Annotated in this window: 26 protein-coding genes; 7 read left to right on the plus strand and 19 right to left on the minus strand. The window is 65.7% G+C overall.

The window, feature by feature from the left end:
• Positions 1 to 24 precede the first annotated feature (24 nt).
• The 8 genes from AB0L82_RS37455 to AB0L82_RS37490 all read right to left on the minus strand — a co-directional run bounded on the left by AB0L82_RS37455 (position 25) and on the right by AB0L82_RS37490 (position 7,584).
• Positions 25 to 1,158: an MSMEG_0565 family glycosyltransferase gene (locus tag AB0L82_RS37455; RefSeq protein WP_364647879.1), complete on the minus strand. Its 1,134-nt coding sequence runs from the start codon at positions 1,156 to 1,158 to the stop codon at positions 25 to 27.
• Positions 1,158 to 2,009 (minus strand): carbon-nitrogen hydrolase family protein, encoded by an 852-nt coding sequence (locus AB0L82_RS37460; protein ID WP_364647882.1) that lies wholly within the window; start codon positions 2,007 to 2,009, stop codon positions 1,158 to 1,160. The genes AB0L82_RS37455 and AB0L82_RS37460 overlap by 1 nt, the downstream gene beginning before the upstream one ends.
• 3 nt (positions 2,010 to 2,012) lie before the next feature.
• On the minus strand, positions 2,013 to 3,269 hold the full coding sequence (locus tag AB0L82_RS37465; RefSeq protein ID WP_364647885.1) for an MSMEG_0569 family flavin-dependent oxidoreductase: 1,257 nt from the start codon (positions 3,267 to 3,269) through the stop codon (positions 2,013 to 2,015).
• Entirely contained in the window at positions 3,266 to 3,592 is a 327-nt protein-coding gene (locus AB0L82_RS37470) for an MSMEG_0570 family nitrogen starvation response protein (RefSeq protein ID WP_364647888.1), read from the minus strand. Before AB0L82_RS37470 ends, AB0L82_RS37465 begins: the two co-directional genes overlap by 4 nt.
• On the minus strand, positions 3,585 to 4,508 hold the full coding sequence (locus AB0L82_RS37475; protein ID WP_364647891.1) for a carbon-nitrogen hydrolase family protein: 924 nt from the start codon (positions 4,506 to 4,508) through the stop codon (positions 3,585 to 3,587). Before AB0L82_RS37475 ends, AB0L82_RS37470 begins: the two co-directional genes overlap by 8 nt.
• Positions 4,505 to 5,845: an MSMEG_0567/sll0787 family protein gene (locus AB0L82_RS37480; protein WP_364648133.1), complete on the minus strand. Its 1,341-nt coding sequence runs from the start codon at positions 5,843 to 5,845 to the stop codon at positions 4,505 to 4,507. Before AB0L82_RS37480 ends, AB0L82_RS37475 begins: the two co-directional genes overlap by 4 nt.
• A gap of 127 nt (positions 5,846 to 5,972) precedes the next feature.
• Positions 5,973 to 7,031, minus strand: a complete 1,059-nt coding sequence (locus AB0L82_RS37485) for an MSMEG_0568 family radical SAM protein (RefSeq protein WP_364647894.1) — start codon at positions 7,029 to 7,031, stop codon at positions 5,973 to 5,975.
• A 7-nt stretch (positions 7,032 to 7,038) separates the two neighbouring features.
• Positions 7,039 to 7,584, minus strand: coding sequence for an MSMEG_0572/Sll0783 family nitrogen starvation response protein (locus AB0L82_RS37490; RefSeq protein ID WP_364647897.1), 546 nt, complete (start codon positions 7,582 to 7,584; stop codon positions 7,039 to 7,041).
• A gap of 377 nt (positions 7,585 to 7,961) precedes the next feature.
• Here AB0L82_RS37490 and AB0L82_RS37495 point away from each other — a divergent pair, with 377 nt between their 5' ends.
• On the plus strand, positions 7,962 to 8,447 hold the full coding sequence (locus tag AB0L82_RS37495) for a GNAT family N-acetyltransferase (RefSeq protein ID WP_364647900.1): 486 nt from the start codon (positions 7,962 to 7,964) through the stop codon (positions 8,445 to 8,447).
• A gap of 28 nt (positions 8,448 to 8,475) precedes the next feature.
• Here AB0L82_RS37495 and AB0L82_RS37500 read toward each other — a convergent pair whose 3' ends face one another.
• Positions 8,476 to 9,363: a LysR family transcriptional regulator gene (locus AB0L82_RS37500; protein ID WP_364647903.1), complete on the minus strand. Its 888-nt coding sequence runs from the start codon at positions 9,361 to 9,363 to the stop codon at positions 8,476 to 8,478.
• Positions 9,364 to 9,481: 118 nt separating this feature from the next.
• On the opposite strand from AB0L82_RS37500, the gene AB0L82_RS37505 reads away from it, so the two are divergent.
• The 3 genes from AB0L82_RS37505 (at position 9,482) to AB0L82_RS37515 (ending at position 11,930) form a co-directional block, all read left to right on the plus strand.
• Complete coding sequence (locus AB0L82_RS37505; protein WP_364647906.1) at positions 9,482 to 9,691, plus strand: hypothetical protein; 210 nt, start codon at positions 9,482 to 9,484, stop codon at positions 9,689 to 9,691.
• 45 nt (positions 9,692 to 9,736) lie between these two features.
• On the plus strand, positions 9,737 to 10,378 hold the full coding sequence (locus AB0L82_RS37510; protein WP_364647909.1) for a DUF3558 family protein: 642 nt from the start codon (positions 9,737 to 9,739) through the stop codon (positions 10,376 to 10,378).
• A gap of 802 nt (positions 10,379 to 11,180) precedes the next feature.
• Complete coding sequence (locus tag AB0L82_RS37515) at positions 11,181 to 11,930, plus strand: histidine phosphatase family protein (RefSeq protein ID WP_364647912.1); 750 nt, start codon at positions 11,181 to 11,183, stop codon at positions 11,928 to 11,930.
• Positions 11,931 to 12,121: 191 nt separating this feature from the next.
• On the opposite strand, the gene AB0L82_RS37520 is transcribed toward AB0L82_RS37515, so the two are convergent.
• The gene (locus AB0L82_RS37520; RefSeq protein ID WP_364647915.1) at positions 12,122 to 12,493 is read right to left on the minus strand and encodes a VOC family protein; all 372 of its coding nucleotides are present in this window, start codon (positions 12,491 to 12,493) and stop codon (positions 12,122 to 12,124) included.
• A gap of 78 nt (positions 12,494 to 12,571) precedes the next feature.
• Here AB0L82_RS37520 and AB0L82_RS37525 point away from each other — a divergent pair, with 78 nt between their 5' ends.
• Together AB0L82_RS37525 and AB0L82_RS37530 are read left to right on the plus strand one after the other, a co-directional pair.
• Positions 12,572 to 13,078: a MarR family transcriptional regulator gene (locus tag AB0L82_RS37525; protein WP_364647918.1), complete on the plus strand. Its 507-nt coding sequence runs from the start codon at positions 12,572 to 12,574 to the stop codon at positions 13,076 to 13,078.
• On the plus strand, positions 13,020 to 13,616 hold the full coding sequence (locus tag AB0L82_RS37530; protein WP_364647921.1) for a pyridoxamine 5'-phosphate oxidase family protein: 597 nt from the start codon (positions 13,020 to 13,022) through the stop codon (positions 13,614 to 13,616). The genes AB0L82_RS37525 and AB0L82_RS37530 overlap by 59 nt, the downstream gene beginning before the upstream one ends.
• Positions 13,617 to 13,734: 118 nt before the next feature.
• On the opposite strand, the gene AB0L82_RS37535 is transcribed toward AB0L82_RS37530, so the two are convergent.
• The 4 genes from AB0L82_RS37535 to AB0L82_RS37550 all read right to left on the minus strand — a co-directional run bounded on the left by AB0L82_RS37535 (position 13,735) and on the right by AB0L82_RS37550 (position 17,438).
• Positions 13,735 to 14,148 carry a hypothetical protein gene (locus tag AB0L82_RS37535; protein WP_364647924.1) on the minus strand — a complete coding sequence of 138 codons (414 nt, stop codon included), beginning with the start codon at positions 14,146 to 14,148 and terminating at the stop codon, positions 13,735 to 13,737.
• A 195-nt stretch (positions 14,149 to 14,343) separates the two neighbouring features.
• Complete coding sequence (locus AB0L82_RS37540; protein WP_364647926.1) at positions 14,344 to 14,856, minus strand: helix-turn-helix domain-containing protein; 513 nt, start codon at positions 14,854 to 14,856, stop codon at positions 14,344 to 14,346.
• Between the two features lie 42 nt (positions 14,857 to 14,898).
• On the minus strand, positions 14,899 to 16,371 hold the full coding sequence (locus tag AB0L82_RS37545; protein WP_364647928.1) for a DHA2 family efflux MFS transporter permease subunit: 1,473 nt from the start codon (positions 16,369 to 16,371) through the stop codon (positions 14,899 to 14,901).
• A 155-nt stretch (positions 16,372 to 16,526) separates the two neighbouring features.
• Positions 16,527 to 17,438 carry a hypothetical protein gene (locus AB0L82_RS37550; protein ID WP_364647931.1) on the minus strand — a complete coding sequence of 304 codons (912 nt, stop codon included), beginning with the start codon at positions 17,436 to 17,438 and terminating at the stop codon, positions 16,527 to 16,529.
• 211 nt (positions 17,439 to 17,649) lie between these two features.
• Between AB0L82_RS37550 and AB0L82_RS37555 the strand changes: the two genes are divergently transcribed.
• A complete protein-coding gene (locus AB0L82_RS37555; RefSeq protein ID WP_364647934.1) occupies positions 17,650 to 18,561 on the plus strand; it encodes a helix-turn-helix transcriptional regulator in 912 nt (303 codons plus the stop codon).
• A 90-nt stretch (positions 18,562 to 18,651) separates the two neighbouring features.
• Here AB0L82_RS37555 and AB0L82_RS37560 read toward each other — a convergent pair whose 3' ends face one another.
• The 5 genes from AB0L82_RS37560 to AB0L82_RS37580 all read right to left on the minus strand — a co-directional run bounded on the left by AB0L82_RS37560 (position 18,652) and on the right by AB0L82_RS37580 (position 22,969).
• A complete protein-coding gene (locus AB0L82_RS37560) occupies positions 18,652 to 18,870 on the minus strand; it encodes a DUF397 domain-containing protein (protein WP_364647937.1) in 219 nt (72 codons plus the stop codon).
• Positions 18,871 to 19,162: 292 nt separating this feature from the next.
• Positions 19,163 to 20,119: an alpha/beta hydrolase gene (locus AB0L82_RS37565; protein WP_364647940.1), complete on the minus strand. Its 957-nt coding sequence runs from the start codon at positions 20,117 to 20,119 to the stop codon at positions 19,163 to 19,165.
• Between the two features lie 5 nt (positions 20,120 to 20,124).
• Complete coding sequence (locus AB0L82_RS37570; protein WP_364647943.1) at positions 20,125 to 21,612, minus strand: NAD(P)/FAD-dependent oxidoreductase; 1,488 nt, start codon at positions 21,610 to 21,612, stop codon at positions 20,125 to 20,127.
• Positions 21,613 to 21,635: 23 nt separating this feature from the next.
• Positions 21,636 to 22,082 (minus strand): VOC family protein, encoded by a 447-nt coding sequence (locus AB0L82_RS37575; protein ID WP_364647946.1) that lies wholly within the window; start codon positions 22,080 to 22,082, stop codon positions 21,636 to 21,638.
• A 35-nt stretch (positions 22,083 to 22,117) separates the two neighbouring features.
• Complete coding sequence (locus AB0L82_RS37580) at positions 22,118 to 22,969, minus strand: alpha/beta hydrolase (protein WP_364647949.1); 852 nt, start codon at positions 22,967 to 22,969, stop codon at positions 22,118 to 22,120.
• Positions 22,970 to 23,124 lie beyond the last annotated feature (155 nt).

Raw genomic sequence — 23,124 nt, forward strand, 5'->3', positions numbered from 1 at the left:
CGGTGCTGTGAGCGAACGAATCGATCACGCGACGCCATGGCCGGACACGGATGTCGGTCGGCGATCTGCGGCAGCAGCACTGGCGTAGAAGTCGAGGTGTGAGCGGGCTGCGCGGTCCCATCGAAATTGGGCGGCGAGGGCGCGGCCCGCATCGGCGCGTTGTGGGTTGTGGCGCAACGCTTCTCGTATGCCTGCGGCCATCTCGGCTGGGGATCGGGCATAGTGCACGGCGTTCTGGAAGACTTCGCGTAGGACAGGTAGGTCGCGGGCTACGACGGGGGTGCCTGCTGACAGGGCCTCCATGGCGGCGAGGCCGAAGCCTTCCTTGGTGGACAAGAACGGCAGGACCTGTGCGGTGGCGACCAGCGCGGGTAGGTCGGCGTGCTCGACCGCACCGAGTACGGTGACGTCGATGCCGAGTTCGGTTGCACGGGTGTCGAATTGGCTTCTGTAGTCGCGGTAGTCGAAGAGGGTTTCTCCGCCTGCGATGACCAGTCGTAGGTCGGGGTGATCGCGGTGCACAAGAGCGAATGCCTCGAGCAGGTCGAGGCTGCCTTTGCGGGGTTCGATGCCGCCTACCGCGAGCACGTAGCGGCCCAGGCGAGTGCGCCAGGCGGATCGGCGGGCGGTGGCGGCGGGGTCGTTGCTTGCGGCGGTGGCGAAGCGGTCGTATTCGACGCCGTTCGGGATGACCGTGGGGGTCAGGCCCCAGCCGGTGTGGACTTCTTCGGCGACGGCGGCCGAGACGCAGATGTGGGCGTAGGGGTTGGTGATGGCGGCTTCGTGGCAGCGGGCGAGTTCGGGGGTGGTGAAGTGGTCGAGGTGGTGGATGGTGCGGATGCAGGGGCCGACGGCGTTGGCACTGATGCAGTCTTGGGCGTGCACGATGTCGAAATCGGTTGGGGTGAAGGCGGTTCGCAGGACCTCGATCGAGCGCATGATTCTGGCGCCGACGCTCTCACCGTCGAGAGCGGTGAAAGGGACAACGCGCACCCGGACCGCCGGGTCGACGGGGCGGAAGAAGGCGTGGTCGCCGCCTCGGCCCAGGGTCCACACCGTGACGTCGGCTCCCTGGCAAACCAGCGCTTCGGCGAGGTTGAGGGTGTGCACGACGCCGCCGCGTGGTTTGGTCGAGTAGGTCAGCAGGGCGATCCGCATCATTGAACTCCTTTGTCCTGCAGGAGATTGACGTAGGTGTCGGTGCGGCGTTCGGTGAGGTGGTGCAGGACGCGGCGGGCGCGTTGGACTTCGGCGGCGATATCGACGTCGGCTACCGCGAGGCCGCCTTTGGTCCAGGTTTTGGCGAGGATGTCCCCGCCGGGACCGACGATTTTGGCTTGGCCGAGGAAGCGGAGGCTGCCGGTGGTGCCGGTTTGGTTGGAGGAGGCGAGCACGATTTGGTTCTCGGCGGCGCGGGCCTGGTCGTAGAGGTCGAACAGGCGTGATTGGCGGTCGTTGGGCATGCGGGAGGCGCGGTCGGTGGTGCTGGCGGGCCAGGCCGAGAGGGCCGCGATGGTGTGGGCGCCGTCGAGGGCGAGTTCGCGGGCGGATTCGGGGAAGGTTTTGTCGTAGTCGATGAGCATGCCCATGCGGCCGAGTGGTGTGTCGAACGCCGAGAAGCCTTGTCCCGCAGCGTAAGCGAGGTGCTCGCCCGCCGGTTGGTGCACCTTGCGGTGGCGGCCCAGTACGCCGTCACCGCTCAGGCAGACCGCCGAGTTGTAGCGCAGGCCGTCCGCGTGTTCGGCGTAGCCGACGCAGACGACCATGCCTCCGGCCAACCGGCTCAGTAACCGGATTTCCGGGCCGTCGCCGTCGATCGCTTCGGGACCGGTGGCCGGGTCGGGGTTGCGCAGATCGCCGATATAGCCGCCCAAGCTCGCATCGGGCAGCACCAGCAGTTGGACGCCGTCGGCGGCCAGGCGCTCGATGATGCCGGCGATCTTCTCCAGCGCCCGGCCGATATCGGCGCCGAAGTGGGCTGCGACCGCGGCGATTCGCGTGACGGGCATCGCCTAGGCCACCGCTGAGGTGTGGGCCGCGACGGTGATGCGGTCGGCCAGGTACTCCGCGTCGCGGGCGATCGCGGCGAAGCGGCCCGAACCCCACGTGTGCAGCCAGGGCAGGCCCAGGAAGTACAGCCCGGATGTGGTTGTCACGCCGCGGTTGTGGCAGGGGTGTCCTTCGCCGTCGAAGACTCCCGCGCGCAGCCATCGGTAGTCGGTGCGGAATCCGACCGACCACAGCACCGAGGTGATGCCGTGCGCGGCGAGATCGAGTTCGGTCGGCTCGGATTCGGGCTGCCACACCGGGGTGTAGCGCTCCTCGATCGGTGCGGTGAGGTGTTCGCGGGCGATGTAGGCGTCGATGGAATCCTTGATGCTCTCGGCGACGGCGTCGGCATGATCGAGGGATTTCGCCAGCGATGAGTCGAAATATGCTGTGCCGCTGGTGATATCGATCAGACGTCCGTAGAGCCCCATCCCTTGACGGGCGAATGCGCGCAGATCAATATCGCGACCGCCGTCCCGGCCGGTGACGTAGTGGTTGGTGTTCTCCCGTTTGCCCAATCCGCCGGGCTGGTCCTGAATCGGGATGTCGTAGTGGCCCATATCGTGCAGCCACGCCACGCAATCTCGGCCGCGATAGAAGCGCGCCACCCGTGGGGCATTGCCGACCGCCAGATGCACCTGCCGTCCTGCCAGATGCAGGTCCTCGGCGATCTGGGCACCCGATTGCCCGGTGCCCACGACCAGTACCGCGCCCTCGGGTAGGTCGTCGGCATTGCGGTACTGCGCCGAATGCAGCTGGGTGATCGACGCCGGGAGCTTCTCCGCGAAGCGCGGAATGGTGGGGATGTGATAGCCACCAACCGCGACCACAACCTGATCGGCATGCATCGACCCGGCGCTCGTGCCGAGTGCGAATCCGCCTGTGGGCGCGACTGTGAGATCGTTGACCTGTACGCCCTCACGCACGGGTGGGTCGAAGGTTTGCGCGTAGCCGCGCAGCCAGGCGTAGACTTCGTCGCGTGCCATGAACCCGTGCGGGTCGGGGCCGTCGTACCGGTAGCCGGGCAGGACGCACTGCCAGTTCGGGGTGACGAGAGTGAAGTTGTCCCAGCGGGTGTCGGACCATTCGTGGGCGATGGTGTCGCGTTCGAGCACGACATGGTCGATACCGCTGCGCGTGAGGTGCCAGCTGATCGACAGGCCCGCTTGGCCCCCGCCGATCACGATCACATCGTGATGCTCGGTGGAATAGGTTGTCATGACCGGCCTTTCGATGTCGCGGCGGCCACCGATGGCGGAGTCATCGACAGCACTCGCACGGTGCCGGCTTCGGCGGACGAGAGTGCCTGTGCGGCAGTGGTTTCGATGGATTCGAGGGTGTGGGCCGCCGAGGTGCACGCGAATCCGTACTTGGCGCGCACCCGCTCGGAGGCGAGGGTGAGTGCGGTCCGGACGTGGGTGAGGAATTCTTCGATCGGGTAGTCGATGCCGACCGCGAGATGGTCGTGGATGACCAGCGATGGCGAGTAGCAGTGCTGCACCGCCCCGTCGGGCCAGCGCACCTGGAAATGCATCTCAGGCATGTTCGACCACCAAACCCGTGGGCCGATCCGGTTGTCCGACAACGCCATAACGCTGGGTCACGCTGTGATACAGCTCGGGGCGGCGATCACGCAGGTTGTACATGCCGCCGTCACGGGCGAGCGCCAGGACATGATCGAGATCCACTGTGGCGGTGGCCAGTCCGGCGTTGGTGCCGGTGGTGGCGAGCACGTCTCCACCCGGACCGACGATCTTGGCGCTGCATACGAAGCGCAGCGATCCGAAGGTTCCGGCCTGGTTGGAGGCGACCCACACCACCTGGTTCTCCACCGCGCGAGCGCGGTCGAAGATGTCGAAGCGCTGAGTCCAGCGGTCGTCTTCGAGCCGCTCGGCCGCGCCGGTGCGAGCGGTCGGCCATGCCGAGAGCGAGGTGATGATCTGCGCACCATCCAGGGCCAGGGCCCGGGCGGCCTCGGGGAAGGCTTTGTCGTAGCAGATCTGCATGCCCATCCGGCCGACCGGAGTGTCGAACGCTCGATACTCGAATCCCGCTTGGTAGCAAAGGTTTTCACCGAGCGGCTGATGAACCTTGCGGTATGAGCCCAGGATTCCGTCACCACTGAGGGTGACCGCGGCGTTGTAGCGGTCCTCGCCGTCGGCTTCGCAGAATCCGAGGGTTACCACCAGGTCCCCGGCCATGGCCGCGACGGTGCGCAGCTCGGGTCCGTCGAGGGTGAGAGCCGGTGGCAGACTGCGCAATCGGCGGGCTCGGGCTTCCTCGCTCTCTTCACCGCCACCCAGGCTTGGCAGGTAGCCGCCCAGGCAGGCCTCGGGAAGTACCAGCAATCGGCTTCCCCGTGCGCGGGCGGTGTCGATGAGTGTGCCGATGGTGCGGTAGCAGGTCTCCATATCGCGGCCGAATTCGGCGGCTGCCACGGAGATGGTCAGGTCGTTCATGAGATCCCCAATCCGGTAACGGATCCCGTCACCGCGGTGGTCGTGATGCCGTCCGGCCAGCGCAGCCGGACGCCGGGGGTGGTGGTCAATTCGCCGCAGATCGCCGACGTCGCCGGGCTCGACGCAGAGCAGGCGGGAGTGCCGGGGCGATCGGCGGTCAGCATGGCGAAACCGGGAAAACAGCTGAGCCAGTCGGCCATTGCGGCGGTCTCTGGTTTAGGTAGGCGTGCCAGGTCGATTTCGACACCGACGCCGCTGGATTCGGCGAGCATGCCCGCGGTACCCGCGATACCGGCCATGCTCACGTCCTTGGCGGCGCGCGGGCGTGACTCGGCGACGACGCGCCCCAATGCGCGCAGTTCCTCACCTGATCGCTGCGACGACGAATCCCATTGCCGCCCGTGATATCCGGTGCGCCAGCCGCCGTCGAGATCGGCGGTGAGCGCGAGCTGGTCGCCTACGCGGCCGCCACCGCTGGTGACCGGGCGATCGGTGCGGCCCAACGCGGTCACCGACAGCGCCGCCGGAACCCCGAGCTGGGTGTGACCGCCCAGAACGGGCACCTGCCATACCGCGCTCGCCTTACCCAGGCCCCGCAGGATTCGAGTCAGTAGTGAGCGCGTGGGGGCGGCCACCGCGTCGAGCATCGCGACAGGTTCGGCACCCATCGCGGCCAGATCATTGAGGTTGACCAGGACCGCGCACCAGCCCGCCCATTCCGGATCGCGTTCGACGATCGACGGCACGATGGCATCGCACGCGGCGAGGAGATCTCCGCCGGGGACCGGTGCGGCATCGTCGCCGCGAAAACCGCTGCTGCCCAAGGACGTCGGCAGTACATCCAATGCCGCGAGCGCCGGACCCAGCATGGATTTGGTGGCGTCGGCCAATCGCTGGATGCGATCGATCGGCCACCGCATGCCCACATGTGGCACACCACCCAGGCTGCTCGGACCCATCAGCGCCCAGCCCAGATCGGTGAACATCGCGGCATGCCGTGCCTGCACGGTGGCTTCGAAGCGCAGCACATTGTTGTTCTCGGCGTACGCGCACGCCGCCCGGACCAGAGCTTTGCCGATCCGATGTGTGCGCAGCGCGTGGTCGACCACCAGGCGACTGCCGGTCCACCAGCCGATATCGGTCGGCGTGGCCGGGGCCAGGCGCACACCCCCGAGCACCGTGCCGTCGGAAGCGGTCGCGACGAGCACCCGGGTACGCGGATCATCGTCGAGGTCATCGATATCGCTGCCTACGAACAAGCCCTGATCGAGGACGAAGTTCTCGCGGCGCAGTCGCCGATAGGCCCGCAGTTCGATCGGCGCGGCCTCGCGAATCATGAAGTCGTCGCCATGCCCGGCCGGGTTCCCGGATAGCACACATGCCCCGATGTCCGGATTCACTGCCTCGGCGGACAGCGCATCCAGCCACGATCGGGTGTTCATCTCTCGCCGCGGAGTAGCCATCTCATCCCCCGGCGCTCTGTAGGACCGAGCACGCTCCGCATGCCGCGCATCCGGCTTTCTGTGCGGCACCGAGCATTCCGGCCTGCTGCAATTCATGTGCGACGCGGCGGGTGACCGATTCCAGGTACTCGGGTTCGGGTGCGCTCGCGTGATCGACATCGACCGCGAGCGTGCCCGCCAGTGGCCGGAACGGGACGATGAACGGATATACGCCCATCGCGATGAGCTCGCGTGCCCCGGAGACCAATTCGTCTGGGTCCTCACCGAGTCCCGCGAGCAGGTACGTCGAGACCTGGTTGCGGCCGAACACGCGCACGGCCTCAGTCCATGCCGCGCGGTATTCATTCAGCGGCACAGTCGATTTGCCCGGCATCCACCGTGCCCGCACCCGATCATCGAGTGACTCCACATGAATGCCGATCGAATCGGCTCCGGCCGCGTGCAGCTCGCTCAGCGTCGACAGATCGCCCGGGGGCTCACACTGCACCTGGATCGGCAGGTCCGGTACGGCTTGTTTGACCGCCCGGACGCAGCGGGTCAAATGCCGTGCGCCCCGGTCTTTTCCGGCAGAAGTGCCGGTGGTCATCACCATCTGCCGTACCCCGTCCAGCCGCACCGCGGCTGCGGCGACCTCGGCGAGCTGTTCGGGCCGTTTCACCGCGATTGTGGACCCCGCCTCTAGCGAGGCTTCGATGGCGCAGAAGCGGCAGCGCTGGTCCTGGTCGTAGCGAATGCATGTCTGCACCACAGTCGTGGCCAGCACATCCGCGCCGTGCAGTTTGGCGATCTTCTCGTACGAAATCCCTTCTGCGGTCACCAGATCGTAGAAGCGGGGCCGCTGCACCGGCTCGACCGTCACCCCCAGATCGGCGCCTTCGAATAGGAGCCGGTTCCCGCGCACGCTGTACGGACTCGCGCGCCGGATGGGGATGGCAGCGCCGGCACCCCCGATCAGGACATGACCGTCATCGCTGGGACCGGCACCGGATCGGCGCTGCACCGGCACATCGACGCGAATTCCGAGCAGCGCCAGGTCTACTCGAGTGGATACCTCGGTCATGGCAGGCCTACAGCTGGTAGGTCGAGTTGATGATGGCGCCCTTGCGGGCGTAGTGGATCAGCGCGTCCTGCACATCGAGCGGATGCGCGGGAATGACGCCCTCGATCAGGTCCTCTTCGCGCGCGCCGTGCAGCGCGAGTCCGAACCGGCACGCGAACACCTTGCCGCCCTCCTTGATGAAGGTCGAGAGCGCATCGTTGATGTTCTGCTCGCCCGGGAATCCACTGTCGCCGGTGGTCGGAAATCCGCGGGTGGCAATGGCATTGATCGCGCCGGGTCCGTAGAAGTAGATGGCGGACTCGAAGCCCTTGCGCAGCGCGCGGGTGGCTTGCAGGATCGCCACGAAGCTGACCGAGGACTCGTGGGCGATGCCGTGCACCAGCGTGAAGTAGGTTTCCCCGGCCTGGGCCCGATAGTCGGGGAAGATCTTGGTGGCACCGTAGATATTGGTGCCCTTCGGCAAGGCCGGATGCGGAATCTCCGCCAGCGACGCGGCGATGTTCTCCTCGATCGCCTTGTCGATATCGACCGTGGACTGGGTCAGTTCGGACATGAGGTTCTCCCTGGAATTCGCGTGGACCGATGAGCGAGGCGAACCGGCGCGGTTCGGTGTGGGCACTTTCATCGGTGAAACCAGTTGACGTCCGGTCGATTTCGGAATGGTTACATCCGGAACATTTGCCGATGTCCAGAAACTCACTGAGACGCAGTTGGCACGAATCACCAAACACGTGGTGTAGCAGTCTTTTTAGTGTCAGATTGCGATCTGCGAATGCGCAGGAACATCGCATCGACCTGGTGCGGGGTAATCGCTGTCCTCGCGTTTTTCTCGACTGTGTTAACTACCGCCATCGACTAAAACTGGCTGCCGTAACACACCGGAAATCGTCGGACCGGTAATTACGCTCAGGTGCGGTAAGACTGGAGGCCATGAGCGACGTGAGGATCCGCGCGGCCATCACCGACGACGAGCCCGCACTATCGGAGCTCGTGCGGCGAACCTGGTCCCCGGCTACCGAGATCACGCCCCAGCCACCCGCCGGCGAACCGTTCTTCCACGAGGCCAGCCGCCCCGAGGACTACCTCATCGCCGAGCTCGATGACCGTGTTGTCGCCTACCTGCGCCTGGTACAACCGATCCCGGTTGACAGCTGCGCCCACGTCCGCCAGATCCAGGGCCTCGCGGTCGACGACACCGCCCGGCACCGAGGGATTGCCACCGCGCTGATTACCGCGGCGATCACCGAGTCCCGCCGTCAGCACGCTTCCCGCCTGACCCTGCGTGTGCTATCCACCAACCTCGCCGCCCAACGTCTGTACGCCAGAACAGGTTTCACACTCGAAGGCACACTCCGGAACGAGTACTACCTCGAGGAGAAGTTCGTGGACGACCTGTTGATGGCGCAGCAGATCTAATCGCTCGCCATTGCTGTCCCTCTCGGGCTCAGATCGCGCGGGTGCCCAGGTCGGTGACGACCCGCGCCAGGGCGCGGACCGGTTCGGTGTCACCGCCCGCGGCCCAGATCATCGCCCACTGCAAGCGCGGGGCATCCGATACCGGGACGTACGCCAAGTCGGGGCGGGCGTGGAAGCGGGACGCGTGCTCGCCGAGCAGATTCACCGAGCGGCCGAGACCGATCAGGGTCGACAGCTCATCCATATTGGTGACCTGGCCGTCGCGTTCGACCCGGCGTCCGCGCGGTGTGGCGAAGGGATGGAAGGCGTCCTGCCAGTAGCCGGGTTGATCGGGACCGGTGGCCACGCTGAAATCACCCAGCACTTCCAGAGATACCGAATCCCGCAGGGCCAGTGCGTGATCGGCCGCGACGGCGAGTACGCGGTCCTCGGTGAAGACAACCGGTCCCACGGTGAGATCGGGCTCCTGCACCGGGAGCCAGGAGATCAGCACATCGATCTCGCCCCGGCGCAGTGGACCGAAGGCATCGACGAACGGGTTGTGCCGCACGTGCAGCCGCCAGGACTGATGCCGGGCGGTGAACGTATCGAAGTACGGCCGCAGATCGTGGGCGTTGGAGGCGATCACGCCCACGCGCAGCACCGCGTGTTCCTCGCGGGCGGCCCGCTTCGCCTCCGCCAGTACCTCGTTGAGGTTCCGGTAGATCGGCTGCAGGCCGTCGCGCAGCTGTTCGCCCGCGCGGGTCAAGCGCACCACCCGGCTCGTTCGCGTGAACAGCGCGGTGCCGATCGCGCGTTCCTGGGCTTTGATCGACTGACTGACCCGCGGTGAGGTCAGGTGCAATCGTTCGGCGGTACGCCCGAAATGCAGCTCCTCGGCGAGCGTCAGGAAGATCTCGATGTCCCGGAGCTCCACACCCCATCCCTTTCTACTGTTAAGCCGACCTTATCGTTCGATTCGAAATGTCCGCTTGATCGTTCTGACCAGCGAAATCACGATGAGATGTCACATTGTCGTCAGAAGAGGATCACCGATGAAGCAGCTCATCGTCATCTCCGCGCTCACCGCAGGTCTCATCGGCTCGGCGGGTTCCGCAGCGGCACAACCTGTTTCAACGACCGCAAGCGTGGTGTCGGCGCCGGTCGCCACGCAGGTGGCCGGTTCGTCCGAAGACGCGTTCTGCGCCATCATCCGATTCCTGAAGGGCGGCTGGGCGGGTCGTGCTACCGACTGCTCGTTCTGAGCGCAGAAGTCAACGGAATACGCTCGACGATAAGGGATTTCGAGAATGATCAGCAGGAGCGCCGGGTCGGCGACGGCGGTGTTGGCCGCCGCGGCACTGCTCGCGGGGTGCGGGACCACGACCGTGCACACCCAGCCGACCTCCGGCACTACGGCGGCGACAGTCACGACCGTCGCCCCGACGACGGCCGGGACCGGCGGCGAGCCTACCGCGACGCCGCCCACCCGGGACGATCCCACGATCACCACCAGCCCGGTCGCCACCGCACCGGCCACGCCCGCGGGTTCGGTCTGGGATCCGTGTGTGTTCTCCGAATCCGAGCTCAGCGCAGCCGGTTTGAGCTCCACCGGTAAGCAGCGGGTCACCACCTCGAAATACCCGGCCTGCAAGTGGATCGCCGCCGACGGTAGCTTCGATCTCGTCGCGGTGGCCTCGGCCGATTCGCTGGACACCGTACTGGCACCGGGCACCTATACCGATCTGCGGCGCTCGTCGTACTACGGTCACGACTTCGCGTTGTTCCGCTCGGTACAGGACAGCAACAAGATCGGCTGCATTACCGCCTCCGTGGCGGCGTTCGGCACCGCCGTGCTCACCCTGCGGTACCTCGGCGCTCCCGGCGATCCGCGCGACCCCTGCCACGCGGTCCAGAAGGTCAGCGCCGCGCTGACCAAAAATCTCCCCTGATCGGACGGCGCCGACTCCGCAGCCGGAGTCGCCCGGTCAGGTGAGTTGCGGGAAAGCTCGCGTACCCCAGCACATTTCACCGCGATGTGGCTGGTGATCGTCTTGCCGATCGCAGTGCGCGCAGGGTCGGATGGGTCAGAATCGAAGGGTGCCCTGCTGGGGCCCAAGCGATTTCGTATGACAACGGTGTCGCCGCTTGTCCCCGTCCGGCCCCGCCGCATCGTCGCGCGTGGGCTCTCGATCGCGCGCGGGTTATCGGCCCGCGCCGACCCTCCGGCGCAAGGATGAGATCTCATGACTCTGTTGACCTACACCCTGATCGCCACCGATCCCGTCGGGTCCGATGGCGAGGTCACGGCCGCCAAGGTCGAGGCGAACAGGGTCGCGACCTCCCTGGTGAACGCCGCACGAGTCAGGGTCCGGGCAGTCATGACGGATCGATCACCGTCCCCCAGAGCGGCATTCAGTATGCAATGGCGCGTTCGACAACGCCCCTCGATACGGCTACGTCTTCGCCGAGTCGGGCATCTATCAGAACCAATCCTTCACGGCGGGAAGCGAAAACCGCTGGATCGATCTGACCGACGGCGGAGAGGTGTCGGTGAAACGCCCGCTGGTGAGCAGATGCCTCTGCTACCGACGGTAGCGACCGCGCATGGGCCGGATTGCAAAGGATCCCGATGAATGGGATCTCCGGTATTTGATTCGGGCAAGAGCTGCTTCTGTGAGACGCGACACCCCAAATGTCCGGTTTTCGGCAGAACTGAAGTGGCTTTCGCCACGATGAAAGGCCTTCCCACCCATGCGCATCCGATCTCTTCGATTGTCCCTCGCGGTGATGGCGACCGCGGTCGCGGCCGCTGCCGCCACCACCGGCATCGCAACCGCCGGCCCCGACTTCGGCAGCTCCGGCAGTAGCTCCGGCAGCGGCGGCGCCAACGAAATGACCATCACCCTGGTGCGCCACGCCGAATCCCTCGGCAACACCTCGGGCCTGATCGACACCAAGGTGCCCGGACCCGACCTGTCCCCGCGCGGCCGGACCCAGGCGGACAACCTGGCCACCCTGCTGAACGACAAGAAGTTCGACTGCGCCTTCGCGTCCAACATGGTGCGCACCGAGCAGACCGCGGCACCGACCGTCGCCAAGAAGCACCTCGGCCTCAACGTGCAGCCCGGCTTCCGGGAGATCGAGGCGGGCCAGTACGAGGGCACCCCGGAGGCTCAGGCCATGGCCGGATACCTCCAGGCCCCGATCAAGTGGCTCTCCGGCGACACCAGCGCACGGATCCCGGGCTCCATCGACGGCAAGGAGTTCGACGACCGCTTCGATCAGGCCCTGCTCGATGTACAGCGCCGCAACTGCGCCAACCCGGTGATCTTCTCGCACGGCGGCACCATCATGTTCTGGTCCATGATGAATGCCGACAACGCCGATAAGAGCAAGCTCGGCACCGATCCGATGCGCAACGGCGGCCGCGTGGTCCTCAAGGGCAGCCCGCAGAAGGGCTGGACGATCATCGAATGGGTCGGCAACCCGGACCTGGGCTAGGCAGTACCTCTCAATAGTCGAAGCCATTCGATGATCAGCGCCGGGAACAGCCCGGCGCGATAGGCCAGAGCGAGTTCGTATCTGGTGGCGATGGCGCGTCACTGCCTCTGGTGGCAATGGCGCGCCACTGCTTGATTTCCTTCATCTCCCCGATGCCAGCCCTCAGAAATCCAGCCGTCGAGACCTGTGACTCAGGGAACGGCGGTGAACAGCTCGTAGCTGTGGCCGTCGGGGGCGTGCACGTAGACCCCGCGCCCGCCGGCCAGGTGGTTGATCTGGCGGTCCCATCCGTGTTCGGGGCCGGAGCCGTACTCCACTGCAGGCCATGCCGCCAGCCTCCCCAGCACGGCATCGAAGGTGTCGTTATCGACGAGGAAGGCGTAGTGACCGGGCTCGACCCGTCCGCGGTCGTCGAAGTCGAGCGTCAGATCGCCGTTGACTTGCACGGGCACGAACGGTCCGGCGGCAGCGAACACTGCCAGCCCCATCAGTTCGGCGAAAAACGTTGCCGCGGAATGCTTGTCGGTCGCCGGGACGATCGTGTGATTGAGAACGATAGACATTGCTTCCTCCTGTTTCACGGACCCCGAAAGCGTAGTTGTATGCGATCCGCATACAAATATAGGTGCGTATCGCATACAATGTCGAGGGTGGGTACACATGAGGCTCGAAACACTTCGGCCATGGCCGATGCGGACGCTGTCGAGGGTGGACCAGCCCTGTTTCGGCTGGTCCGTTTCTGGTCTCGCCGCTGGAGCAACCAGGCACTCACCCGAGTCACTCGGGAACCGGACACCGAGCAGCGGCGGGTGCAGCACATACAGGTCGTAGAGGCCGTCGCCGCCGCGCTAAGGACAGGTGAGCAGGCAGCAGTCACCGATGTTGCCGAGCAGCTCGGTCTCGACCACTCCGGCGCCAGCCGCATGGTGCGTGACGCCGTCGCGGCCGGATACCTGGCCCGTGGCGACTCCACTCGCGACCGTCGCCGCGTCGTCGTGCAACTCACCCGCAGCGGACGCGATCTGCTGACCGCATCGCACGACTGGCAACGCAGTTGCTTCGACCAGCTCACCGCGGCATGGAACGAACATGACCGGCGCCAATTCGCCAGCTACCTGCAACGCCTCGCCGACGAAACCATCCCGTGAATCGATCGACCCCGCGAGCACCGCGAAACTGGAGACACTGTCTAGAACAGTGTCACTCGGTCGTCGCGAAGGGAAAGCCATGGATGAACGCGGGCTCTTGGAGGACTACGTCTCCGGCGGCAAGTTGATGCAGCTGTCGACGATTGCCGAGGACGGCTCACCTCGGGTGTGCAGTGTCTGGTACCTGCCCCGATTCGGCCCCGACACATTGCATTTCATCTCACGCACGGACCGAGAGCACTCCCGGAACATAAGCCGCAACCCCGCGGTCGCCGGTGCGATCATCGATATCCCGATCGTCGAACTCGGCCAGGTCGCACGGGGAGTGTCCTTCACCGGAGTAGCTCGCGAACTCCCCGGCGTCGGAATAGAAGAGCTGGCAAAGGATTTCGCTGCGCGATGGCCGAACGCGACGGGAGTTCTGCGGGCGATGCCGAACGCCGCGTCCCGGTTGTACGAGATCGCGGTGACCGAGTGGGTCCTGTTCGATGAGGAGAATTTCCGGCCGAGCCCCCGGCGCATTATCAAGGGCCTGTAGCTCGGGACTCAGGCGCAGTACGTTGCCCAGTTCCGTCCCCGAGGACCAATCGGTCTCCGTCGCTCTGTCCAATTCGCGCGCCGGGGGTGATTCTCGATGTTCCCGACGAGATGGCCCCTCATCGCCCAGGCTGGGCACTTCCTGCACGCATCGGCCGAATCTGACTTAGACCTGCGTTGCGTGCCTCGTAGCTGCCGACTACCACCGCGAACCCGGGCCACCAGGTCAGGAATTCCTCGCGGATCGGTCCCTCGGTGCGCAATTGACACAGCACGCCCATACAGGTTGCGGCGGCGCGGGCCACCACGGTGAACTCGGGCGGCAAGGTCATCTGCCGAAAGACATTGGAGAGCAGGACTTTCGCGATATCGGCGACCTGTTCGCGCATCCACTCCGGTGAGAGGTCGAAGTCGTTCCGCAACAGCACATCCAGGAATGGGGCGACGATATCGGCGAATTCCCGGACATCGAACTCCTGGCCGGGACGCACGAAACCGTGTGTGTGCACTGCCTTTTCGAGGTCCTCGTGCATTCGACGACGTTCGGCACCGAGAACTTCGCATCGTCCGCGTAGCAGTCCGCGAAGACCTGCCAGATCGGCCGTGTCGGCCCCGGTTGGGAGTACTACCTCGACATGCTCGGAACGGCGCGCGACAACGCACCGCACCCGGATTTCGCCGCCGTCCGCTGGCGCCCGCAATCGCGGCAATCCTCAACTAGCGTGCCGTCAGGACCTGAGAGCAGGTCCTGCTCCCGAGGAGCGCGCCATCGATTCCGCGATCCGCTCTGCCGGCATACCCGGACCGAATGTGGCGTGGACCTGGGCGGGGTCGTTGACATCGCCGCAGTGGGCGCAAACAGTCCGGTGAGCGATGGCCGAGCCGCAGGTCGAGTGGGTGTAGAGGATCGGCGGTTCGCCCTCGGTCGCCCACTCATCGCCCCACGCGGTCAGGGCGATCAGTGCGGGTGCGAGCGCGCGGCCCTTGTCGGTCAGCAGATATTCGTACTGGGTGGGATGTTCGGATGCTGTGCGGCGCAGCATGATTCCGGTCTCCACCAGGGTGTCGAGCCTGGTCTTGAGGATGTTGGTGGCGATTCCCAGGTTGCGCTGGAAATCGCCGTACCGGGTCGCTCCCGCGAACAGCGCGTCGCGCACGATCAGCAGAGTCCATCGTTCGCCGATGACCTCGAGGGTCCGCGCGATCGAACAGATCTGTGTGTCGTATGTCTTTCCGAGCACCGTTCACGCACCTCCACTCTTTGCTTGCATCATACAAGTCAGTCAGGGTGTCGCGAGAACCGGTCGAGGTCCAACTTCGACCCCGGCGGGCCCGACCGGCGGGCCCGAACGGACGGGAAGCGCCAACGCGGCCAGGATGCCAACGGCCGAGAAGGCCGCACCGAGCCAGACGGCGTGACTGAAGTGATCAACGAATATCCTTGGTGCGGAGTAGATCTCCGGTGAGGCGAACACGGATGCCAGGATCGCGATACCGAATACGCCGCCGATCTCTCGCAGCGCACTGTTGGTTCCCGACGCGATTCCGACCTCACCGGGCGGTACCGAACCCACCACGGCGTTCGCGACGGTCGGAAAGCACAGCGAGATACCGACTCCGGCGACCCCGAGCGCCAAACCCAAAGGCAGATAGCTCATCCCAGGTTCGGCGATGGCGGCGATCCAGCCCAGTCCTATCGCCTGCAGGGCCAGTCCCACGACCATGAACGGCCGGTTGCCGTATCGGTCCGCCAGGATTCCGGCGATCGGCGCGACGATCATGGGTGCGCCGGTCCACGGCAGCGTCCGCAAGCCGGCCGCGAGGGGTGAATACCCCAGCACGGTCTGCAGGAATTGCATCATCAGAAACAGCACGCCGAACAGCGATGCGTACATGAAGAAGCTGACGACATTGGCGGCGCTGAAGCTTCGCGAACGGAACAGCGCACCCGACAGCATCGGTGTGCGCGCCCGCCGTTCCCAGCCGATGAACACGGCCAGCAGGACCGCCCCGATGACCAGTGCGGTCGTGGTTTCACCCGCACCCCAGCCGATGTCGGCGGCTCGGACCAGTCCCCAGGTAATCGCGAAACAGCCCGCGGCGGCCAGCACGAGTCCCGGGATATCCAATTGGGGGCGCGGACCTCGACTTTCGGTGAGCCGCCACATGGCCAGGGGCACCAGCGCCAGCCCGATCGGAACATTGAGCCAGAAGATCCAATGCCAGCTCAGCCCCTGCACCACGGCGCCACCCACAACCGGCCCCAGTGCGACCGCGAGTCCGGTGATGCCACCCCATAATCCGATGGCGGCGCCGCGTTTCTCGGCCGGGAACGCCTCGCTGATCAAGGTCAGCGTCATCGGCATCACAATGGCGGCGAATGCTCCCTGCACCGCTCGCGCCCCGATCAGCGCGCCCACCGACGGAGACATCGCGGCCACGGCGGACGCGACGGTGAATCCGAGCAGTCCGATCCAGTACATCCGTTTGCGGCCGAATCGGTCGCCGAGCGCCGCGCCTGTCAGCAGCAAACAGGCGAAGGCCAGGTTATAGGCGTTCACCGTCCATTCCAGATCCTTCAAGTCGGCGTGCAATCCGGTTCGCAACGCGGGCAATGAGTTCGCGACGACCAAGGTGTCGAGCGCGGTCATGAACACCCCCGCCGACGCGAGCACGAGCGTCCACCCCTTATGCGCCGCCACCACCGGCTCGGCACCACCGGCCGGGTTGAAGTTCCAGGGTCCGTCAGCAGTCATGGCCATACCTCTCTCCCGGTGACGACACCAGTGCTCGCTAGCACAGCAAGAGGTCGCCAGCCTCCGTACTTGCATGATGCAATTGAGCGTAAGGCAGGAGATTGCATCATGCAAGCTGCCGGGTTGTGTGACCTACGCCGACCGCGGCCGTGCGGTCAGGTGGCCAGAAAGGTCCTGATGGCTTCGTCAGCCGTAAGTGGGCTGGAGCCAACCGAGACGTCGATATCCGGATAATTTCTGCGCACGGCCTCGGCCATATCGGTCAGGCGCGCGTTGACCGCCGCCGGGTTGCGGAGCGCTTCCGCGCTCATGCCCTCGAATCCGGGGAAACCGTCCGCTACCAAGGTGGCCTCGGGGTTGCTCATGATGTTGTCGTAGGACTCGAACTTCACGCTGACGATCTTCGAGGTGTCGACTCGGCCCGGGGTGGTGAAGACGCGGTCGCTGACGCCCTCGACGAAATTGGCGGCCGAATGTCCTTCTTCCAGCATGGGATTCACCACGATCCGGTTGGCGTCGATGCCCAGCACCATGCCTCCGGGGTGGAACCGCATCGCACCGTCGCGGACATCGGTCCATTTGGTGATCGTCCCGTAGACGCCGGCGATGTCGTCACCATCGGTCAGATAGACGACCTCGCCGGCGCTGCTGTGGGATGCCGAGCGGATGTAGCCTTCCGCGGCGGCGTCCTCGCCCGTGCGAAAAGCCTTGGGAAACACCTGATCGACCTGCCATAGTCGCGCGCCGTTGTAGAAGCGATCCGGCGGTCCCGGCCCGCCGGTCAGCGGTGGATGCGGAATTGACGGATCCCCGACGCCGGGATCATGGTTGATGGGCCTGTCGGTGCTGACAACTCTGCCGACTGAGCCCTTGGCCTCCACCGAGATTGGCCTGAGCCCGTGCTCGACCTGGGCACCGGTCACCTTCAGAATCCGGTTGCTCAGCTGCTCGGTGCATCGGACAACCGCCTGTGCGATCGCGTCCGATCTGATCAACACGTCGACGCCGCCACCGCTGGCCTCGGCGGCGGCGGGTTGGGCGGCACCGAGCGAGTGTAAGCATCGCAATCTTTCTCGCTGCCACCACATTTGGGAATTCGCGGGGTATCCCCCGCCCGCAACACCGATCAGCGGAGACCGGGGCACTGTTGAACCTCCAGCGCAAACTCATGGCATCAACGTTGCTGGACAGGCGATTCCGCTCTTGATTCAGTTTGTGACCCGCCTCGGCTTGACGCGGCTGAATCAAGATGATTCGATCTGAATCATCATGGTTCCAGTGAATCAACCCGCAGAGGGTGCGACGGGCGCGGCGAGCATCGCCGCGAATTCCGTTGTGCCCCAGCCGCAGCCGCGCCAGCAACTGGCGACCGAGCTGCGGCGATTGCGGGATCTGTCCGGAATCTCCGGACGCGAGTTGGCGAAGCAGGTGGGAATCAGTCAGTCGACATTGTCCCGGATCGAATCGGGGCAGGTGGTGCCGCCGCTGCCGCAGGTGCTCGATTGGGCCAAAGCGGTTGGGGCGGACGCGGATTGTCAGCAGTCGTTGCGCGGGCTCACCGAGGCCGCGCACGCGCCCGAGGTCGGCGATTGGGCGGCATCGCTCGCCGAACGCCCGCATCTACAGGACGATGTGCGGGCATTCGAGGACGACGCGTATCTGGTGCGCAATTTCCAGCCCGCACTGGTGCCCGGCCTACTCCAGACCGCCGATTACGCCCGCCGAGTGTTCGGCACCTTCGATCCGCCGTACCCGCCCGATGCTCTGACGGCCGCGCTCTCAGCGCGCCTGGAGCGCCAGCGCGTGCTGTACGACCCCGCAAAGCGTTTCGAATTCCTGGTAACCGAAGCGGCCCTGCGGTTTCGGCCCGGGCCGCATCGTGTCCTACTCGCCCAACTGGACCGCATCATCTCCGTGGAGACCCTCGATACGGTCAGCATCGCGGTGATTCCACAGGACGTGGAAGCCACCGCGACGATTCCGCACGGTTTCGTGATCTATGAGAACGAGGACCACGCAATCGCCTCCAGCGAGCCCATTCCGGGCAGCATGGTGACCCGCGGTCCCGAACTCGTCGACGTTCATCGCCGCCATTGGGCGGCTTTGACTCGAATGGCTTTATCCGACAGCGATGCCCGCGCATTTCTTGCCGACTTGCGCGGCGAAATACATCACATCGCTATCCAATGACCATTTTCCAGCGGCCGTCGAGGGGTCGGTCGCATTTCCGGGGTGGGGCGGTGGTGTCGCAGCGAAATGGCTGCGACACCACCGGGGCTGTCACTCACCGAAATCGAATTCACCGGCCCGCACGCCCGAGGTGAACGCACGCCATTCCGAGCTCGTGAACCACAGCGTCGGGCTGTGCCGATCCTTGGAGTCGCGCACCGCGATTCGGCCCTCGTGGTACGCCACCTCGACACAGTCGCCGTTGTAGCTGAACGTGCTCTTGGCGAATCTCGGACCGCGACGCGACCCGCGAATCATGTTGTGATTCATAGCTTTTGTTCCTTCCCCCGGAGGGTCACTCCCCATGACCCTGCTCCTGCAACACTTACGACGAACACACTGCATTCCGAACCGCTGTTAACGCAACCGAATTCATCCGGCCCTGCGCGCCGGCACCTCGAAATGCTCATGTAAACGACCTTACGACCACCCACCGACAAATCTGCGCGGCCCAAAAGTCGCAGGTGCGCGACACCCTGTCGTAATCCCGCTCGCTGTCAACCTATTTAGCGATCCGGGCGACGCCGGTGCCGCTCGATTCCTCGTCGCGAGCCCCGAGGCACTAGCCCATGTGCGTCCGCGCAGCGGATTCCGGACCATCCTGCACAGCGGACTCGGACCGAGACCGACGCGAGGAGAGGGCGAAATCCCGAACTGCGTCGGCGAATCGCTCGGGTTCCTCCAGATGCCCGAGGTGTCCACTGTGCTCCAGGATCACCAGGCGCGAATCGGGGATGAGGGCGGCTAGTTCCCGGCCCCAGCGGGGTCCGCAGATGACATCGAAGAGGCCGACTACGACCAAAGCGGGGACTGTCAGCTTCGGAAGATCGGTGCGGTCGTCGATGAGATCGGGCGCGCCGAGCGCGTCCAGGCCCGAGATGTAGCTGGCTTGTAGCGCATCCCGTAGCGGAGCCCACCGCTGCTCATCACCCCAGTAGTCGGCGATGTACGAGGGCAGGACACCACGGGCGACGGCCAGGGTCTGCTCATCGCTCGAAATATCCTGCATACCAGCGAATGTCGCAAGCACATCGGCCAGGCCGGGGCGATCGGCGTGTGCGGCGGCGAACTCCTGGAGCCGCCGCGCGGCCTCCGCGCCGTGTTCGGGACCGGTGACCGGCGCGCCCTCGTACAGGATGATTCCGGCGAGCCGTTCGGGGCGATGAATGGCGTGATACGCCGCGACGAACGCGCCGTGCGAGTGGCCGAGCAGGAACGCCTCGGGCACGCCGAGATGGTCGATGATCCGTTGCAGCGCAATGCTGTAGCGCTCACGGGTGTAGCCGTTCGGATGCGTCGGCAGTCGGCCGGACGCACCGGTGCCGAGAGCCTCGACGTACACCATCGTCAGGTGCTGTTCCAGTTCGGGCATGCGCAGGTATTCCCAGTGGATGCCCGGTCCGCCCGGATGCGCCAGGCACACCGGTCCATTGCCGTACACGTGGTACCGCTGTAGGACACCGTCCGAGTCGAAGGCATGCACGCCGCGATCGAGAGCGCCGGGGTTCTGGTTCGACATCGCGATCACGCTGCTTTCAGAGGTGGGGTGAAGGAGGTGTGCGGCGCGGACCGGTCGCGATAGGTCTCGAGCAGGCGCAGCCACACCTCGCTGATGGTCGGGAAGGCGGGCACGGCGTGCCAGAGGCGGGCCAGGGGGATCTCACCGGTGATGGCGAGGGTGGCCGAGTGCAGGAGTTCGGCAACACCCGGACCGGCGAAAGTGGCTCCGACGATCACCTGGCGCTCGGGGTCGATGAGGATGCGCGCGCGGCCGCGATAGTCCGGATCGTGCTGGAGTGCACCGGCGACCCGGCCGATGTCGTAGTCGACGATGTCGACCGCGCGGCCCGCTCGCGCGGCATCCTCGGTGGTGAGGCCGACCGCGGCGATCTCCGGGTCGGCGAAGACCACCTGCGGGACGGCCGCGAGATCCGCTGTGCCGGTGTGCTTTCCCCACGCGGTGGTGTCCAGCGGTCGTCCCGCTGCCCGATCGGCGATGACTGTGCCCGCGATGCGCGCCTGATACTTGCCCTGGTGGGTGAGCAGAGCCCGGTGATTGACATCGCCTACGGCATAGAGCCAGTCGCCGTCGACCGCGGTCACCGCGAAACTGTCATCGGTGGCGAGCCACTCCCCCGGGACCAAACCGACTGTCTCCAAACCGATGTCATCGGTGCGCGGTGCGCGGCCGGTGGCGAGCAGGAGCTCGTCGGCGACAATGCGGGTGCCATCGACCAGGGTCAGGTGAATACTGTCATCGGGGCCGCCTGAGCGTTCAACGGTCGCGATGCCCGATTCGAAGCGCAGATCGACGCCAGCCGCCCGAAGCCGATCGCTCACCAGGTCTGCCGCGAAAGGTTCGACGCGGCCGAGCAATCGCGACTCACGCGCGATGAGGGTGACCTCGGAGCCCAAAGCCCGCCAGGCCGTTGCCATTTCGACCGCCACGACCCCGGCACCCAGTATCGCCAGCCGACGCGGCACCTCGCGGGCGCTGGTGGCCTCGCGACTTGTCCACGGGCGCACCGTATCCAGTCCCGGTATGGGTGGCAGCGCCGCACGGGTGCCCGTGCAGACCACCACTCCGTGCCGGGCACGCAATCGCACGGTGCCACCGTCCGGAGTCCGGACGGTCACCTGCTGCACTCCATCGAGACTGCCGTGACCGCGAATGAGCGAAATCCCTGCCGAGGCAAGCCATTCGACTTGATCGCGATCGTTCCAGTCGGCGACCATGCGGTCCCGGTGTTTCAGCACCGCGGCTGCGTCGAGCGGTCCGGTCACCACGTTCGCGACGCCGGGAAATCGTGCGGCCTCGGCGTACAGCAGCGCGGGACGCAGCAGCGCCTTACTGGGTTCGCAGGCCCAGTAGGAACATTCGCCGCCGACGAGTTCGGATTCGATGATGACGGTGCTCAGACCGGCGGCTGCGGTGCGGTCGGCGACATTCTCCCCGACCGGTCCGGCTCCGATGACGATGACATCGTAGGACTGGCTGTTGTTGTCAGACATGGCATTCTCTTTCAGATCCGTGGTCAGCGGCCGGGTGCGCGCTGCGTGATTTCCTGCAGGAACCAGCTATTGCCGTCCGGATCCTCGAAGGCGGCGAAGGATCCGTAGCTGCGGCGCTCGGGGTGCACACCCGCGAGGCGAGCAGTGGTTCCGGCGTGATGGAATACGCCGGTCGCGTCCCGGAACGGCCCGTCCACGGTGACGCCGCGTTCGGTGAGGTCGGCGACGGCTTGCTCGATATCGGTGACGATCAGGTGCAGGCCATCGACCGAACCGGGTTCGGCGGTGGTGACGCCGGTTCCGAAGATGATGGAGCAGGCCGAGCCGGGCGGGGTCACCTGGATGACGCGATAGTCCTGGTCCACGGTGAAGTCGGCATCGAGCCGGAACCCGAGCCGCTCGGCGTAGAACGCCTTCGCGCGATCGACATCGGCGACGGGCAGCACGGTGACTTCGAGTTTCATATCCATGGTCGTGTTCTCCTGTGGTGCTTGGGTTTTCGGTGTCAGCGGGTGGCTTTGGCGGCTTGTTCGATCACGTTGGCGACCACATCGGGATGTGAGACAGCGACCGAATGCGAGGCGTCGACCTCGGTGACGTGCGCGTGGGCGCGCTCGGCCATGAAGCGCTGTGCCGCGACCGGAATATTCAGATCCTTGGTCGTGACGATGTCCCAGCTGGGCTTCTCGCTCCAGGCCGCGACCGTGGCCTTCTCCTCGAGCGCGGATTGCGCGATCGGCCGCTGCGACGCGGCCGCCAGAGCGGCGCGATCCTCGGGCACATCGGCCGCGAACTGGTCGCGGAATTTGTCCTGCTGGATGTAGAGGTCGGTACCGGTGCTGCCGTCGGTATTGGTGAACGCCACCGGATTCAAGGTGCCCGGCAGGGTGGAGCCGGGGTATTTATTGGTCAGCTCCAGTGCGGTCTCACCCGGCGCGGGCAGAAACGCCGCAACGTAGACGAGCCCCTTGACCTTGTCGTTTCCGGCCGCGGCCGCGCTGATGACCGAACCGCCGTAGGAATGCCCGACCAGAATGACGGGTCCGTCGATGTGGCCGATCACGCTGCGCAGCGCCGCGGCATCGGCGGCGGGACCGCGCAGCGGATTGGCCGCGGCCACCACGGGATACCGGTCCCGGCGCAGCTTCTCGATCACATCGTTCCAGCTGGATCCGTCGGCGAAGGCTCCGTGCTCGAGCACGATGGTCGGCCGCGGCGCGTCCTCGTCAGGACCGGCGTGGGTAACGGTGTTCGCGGAGCAGGCAACCGCGACACCGACGCCGGTGATACCGGCCGCGAGCGCCGCGGCGATCCGGGTAGCGCGTCGCCGGTTGCGGCCATATCCGTTGTCGACCATGGGATTTCGTCCTTCTAGCAGGTGGGTGCGAGTTGTACGATTCCACTGTCGTCGCCGAGGCCCGAGCGGCACATCCGTCAGGTGACGGTGAGCGCTACGTACGTCATCTCACGACCCGATGACCTACGTAGCGCGGACCGTCAGTCGACGGATGC

Origin of the sequence: Nocardia sp. NPDC052001 (assembly GCF_040680615.1) — a bacterium.
GTDB lineage: Bacteria > Actinomycetota > Actinomycetes > Mycobacteriales > Mycobacteriaceae > Nocardia.

Coding starts and splice junctions, on each gene's coding strand:
- AB0L82_RS37545 (WP_364647928.1), bottom strand. CDS start 16,371: ATGACTGCTGACGGACCCTGGAACTTCAACCCGGCCGGTGGTGCCGAG.
- AB0L82_RS37560 (WP_364647937.1), bottom strand. CDS start 18,870: ATGAATCACAACATGATTCGCGGGTCGCGTCGCGGTCCGAGATTCGCC.
- AB0L82_RS37515 (WP_364647912.1), top strand. CDS start 11,181: ATGCGCATCCGATCTCTTCGATTGTCCCTCGCGGTGATGGCGACCGCG.
- AB0L82_RS37470 (WP_364647888.1), bottom strand. CDS start 3,592: ATGCCTGAGATGCATTTCCAGGTGCGCTGGCCCGACGGGGCGGTGCAG.
- AB0L82_RS37490 (WP_364647897.1), bottom strand. CDS start 7,584: ATGTCCGAACTGACCCAGTCCACGGTCGATATCGACAAGGCGATCGAG.
- AB0L82_RS37580 (WP_364647949.1), bottom strand. CDS start 22,969: ATGGTCGACAACGGATATGGCCGCAACCGGCGACGCGCTACCCGGATC.
- AB0L82_RS37485 (WP_364647894.1), bottom strand. CDS start 7,031: ATGACCGAGGTATCCACTCGAGTAGACCTGGCGCTGCTCGGAATTCGC.
- AB0L82_RS37480 (WP_364648133.1), bottom strand. CDS start 5,845: ATGATTCGCGAGGCCGCGCCGATCGAACTGCGGGCCTATCGGCGACTG.
- AB0L82_RS37535 (WP_364647924.1), bottom strand. CDS start 14,148: ATGCACGAGGACCTCGAAAAGGCAGTGCACACACACGGTTTCGTGCGT.
- AB0L82_RS37575 (WP_364647946.1), bottom strand. CDS start 22,082: ATGGATATGAAACTCGAAGTCACCGTGCTGCCCGTCGCCGATGTCGAT.
- AB0L82_RS37530 (WP_364647921.1), top strand. CDS start 13,020: ATGACCGGCGCCAATTCGCCAGCTACCTGCAACGCCTCGCCGACGAAA.
- AB0L82_RS37565 (WP_364647940.1), bottom strand. CDS start 20,119: ATGTCGAACCAGAACCCCGGCGCTCTCGATCGCGGCGTGCATGCCTTC.
- AB0L82_RS37505 (WP_364647906.1), top strand. CDS start 9,482: ATGAAGCAGCTCATCGTCATCTCCGCGCTCACCGCAGGTCTCATCGGC.
- AB0L82_RS37475 (WP_364647891.1), bottom strand. CDS start 4,508: ATGAACGACCTGACCATCTCCGTGGCAGCCGCCGAATTCGGCCGCGAT.
- AB0L82_RS37465 (WP_364647885.1), bottom strand. CDS start 3,269: ATGACAACCTATTCCACCGAGCATCACGATGTGATCGTGATCGGCGGG.
- AB0L82_RS37495 (WP_364647900.1), top strand. CDS start 7,962: ATGAGCGACGTGAGGATCCGCGCGGCCATCACCGACGACGAGCCCGCA.
- AB0L82_RS37460 (WP_364647882.1), bottom strand. CDS start 2,009: ATGCCCGTCACGCGAATCGCCGCGGTCGCAGCCCACTTCGGCGCCGAT.
- AB0L82_RS37525 (WP_364647918.1), top strand. CDS start 12,572: ATGTCGAGGGTGGGTACACATGAGGCTCGAAACACTTCGGCCATGGCC.
- AB0L82_RS37570 (WP_364647943.1), bottom strand. CDS start 21,612: ATGTCTGACAACAACAGCCAGTCCTACGATGTCATCGTCATCGGAGCC.
- AB0L82_RS37520 (WP_364647915.1), bottom strand. CDS start 12,493: ATGTCTATCGTTCTCAATCACACGATCGTCCCGGCGACCGACAAGCAT.
- AB0L82_RS37455 (WP_364647879.1), bottom strand. CDS start 1,158: ATGCGGATCGCCCTGCTGACCTACTCGACCAAACCACGCGGCGGCGTC.
- AB0L82_RS37510 (WP_364647909.1), top strand. CDS start 9,737: ATGATCAGCAGGAGCGCCGGGTCGGCGACGGCGGTGTTGGCCGCCGCG.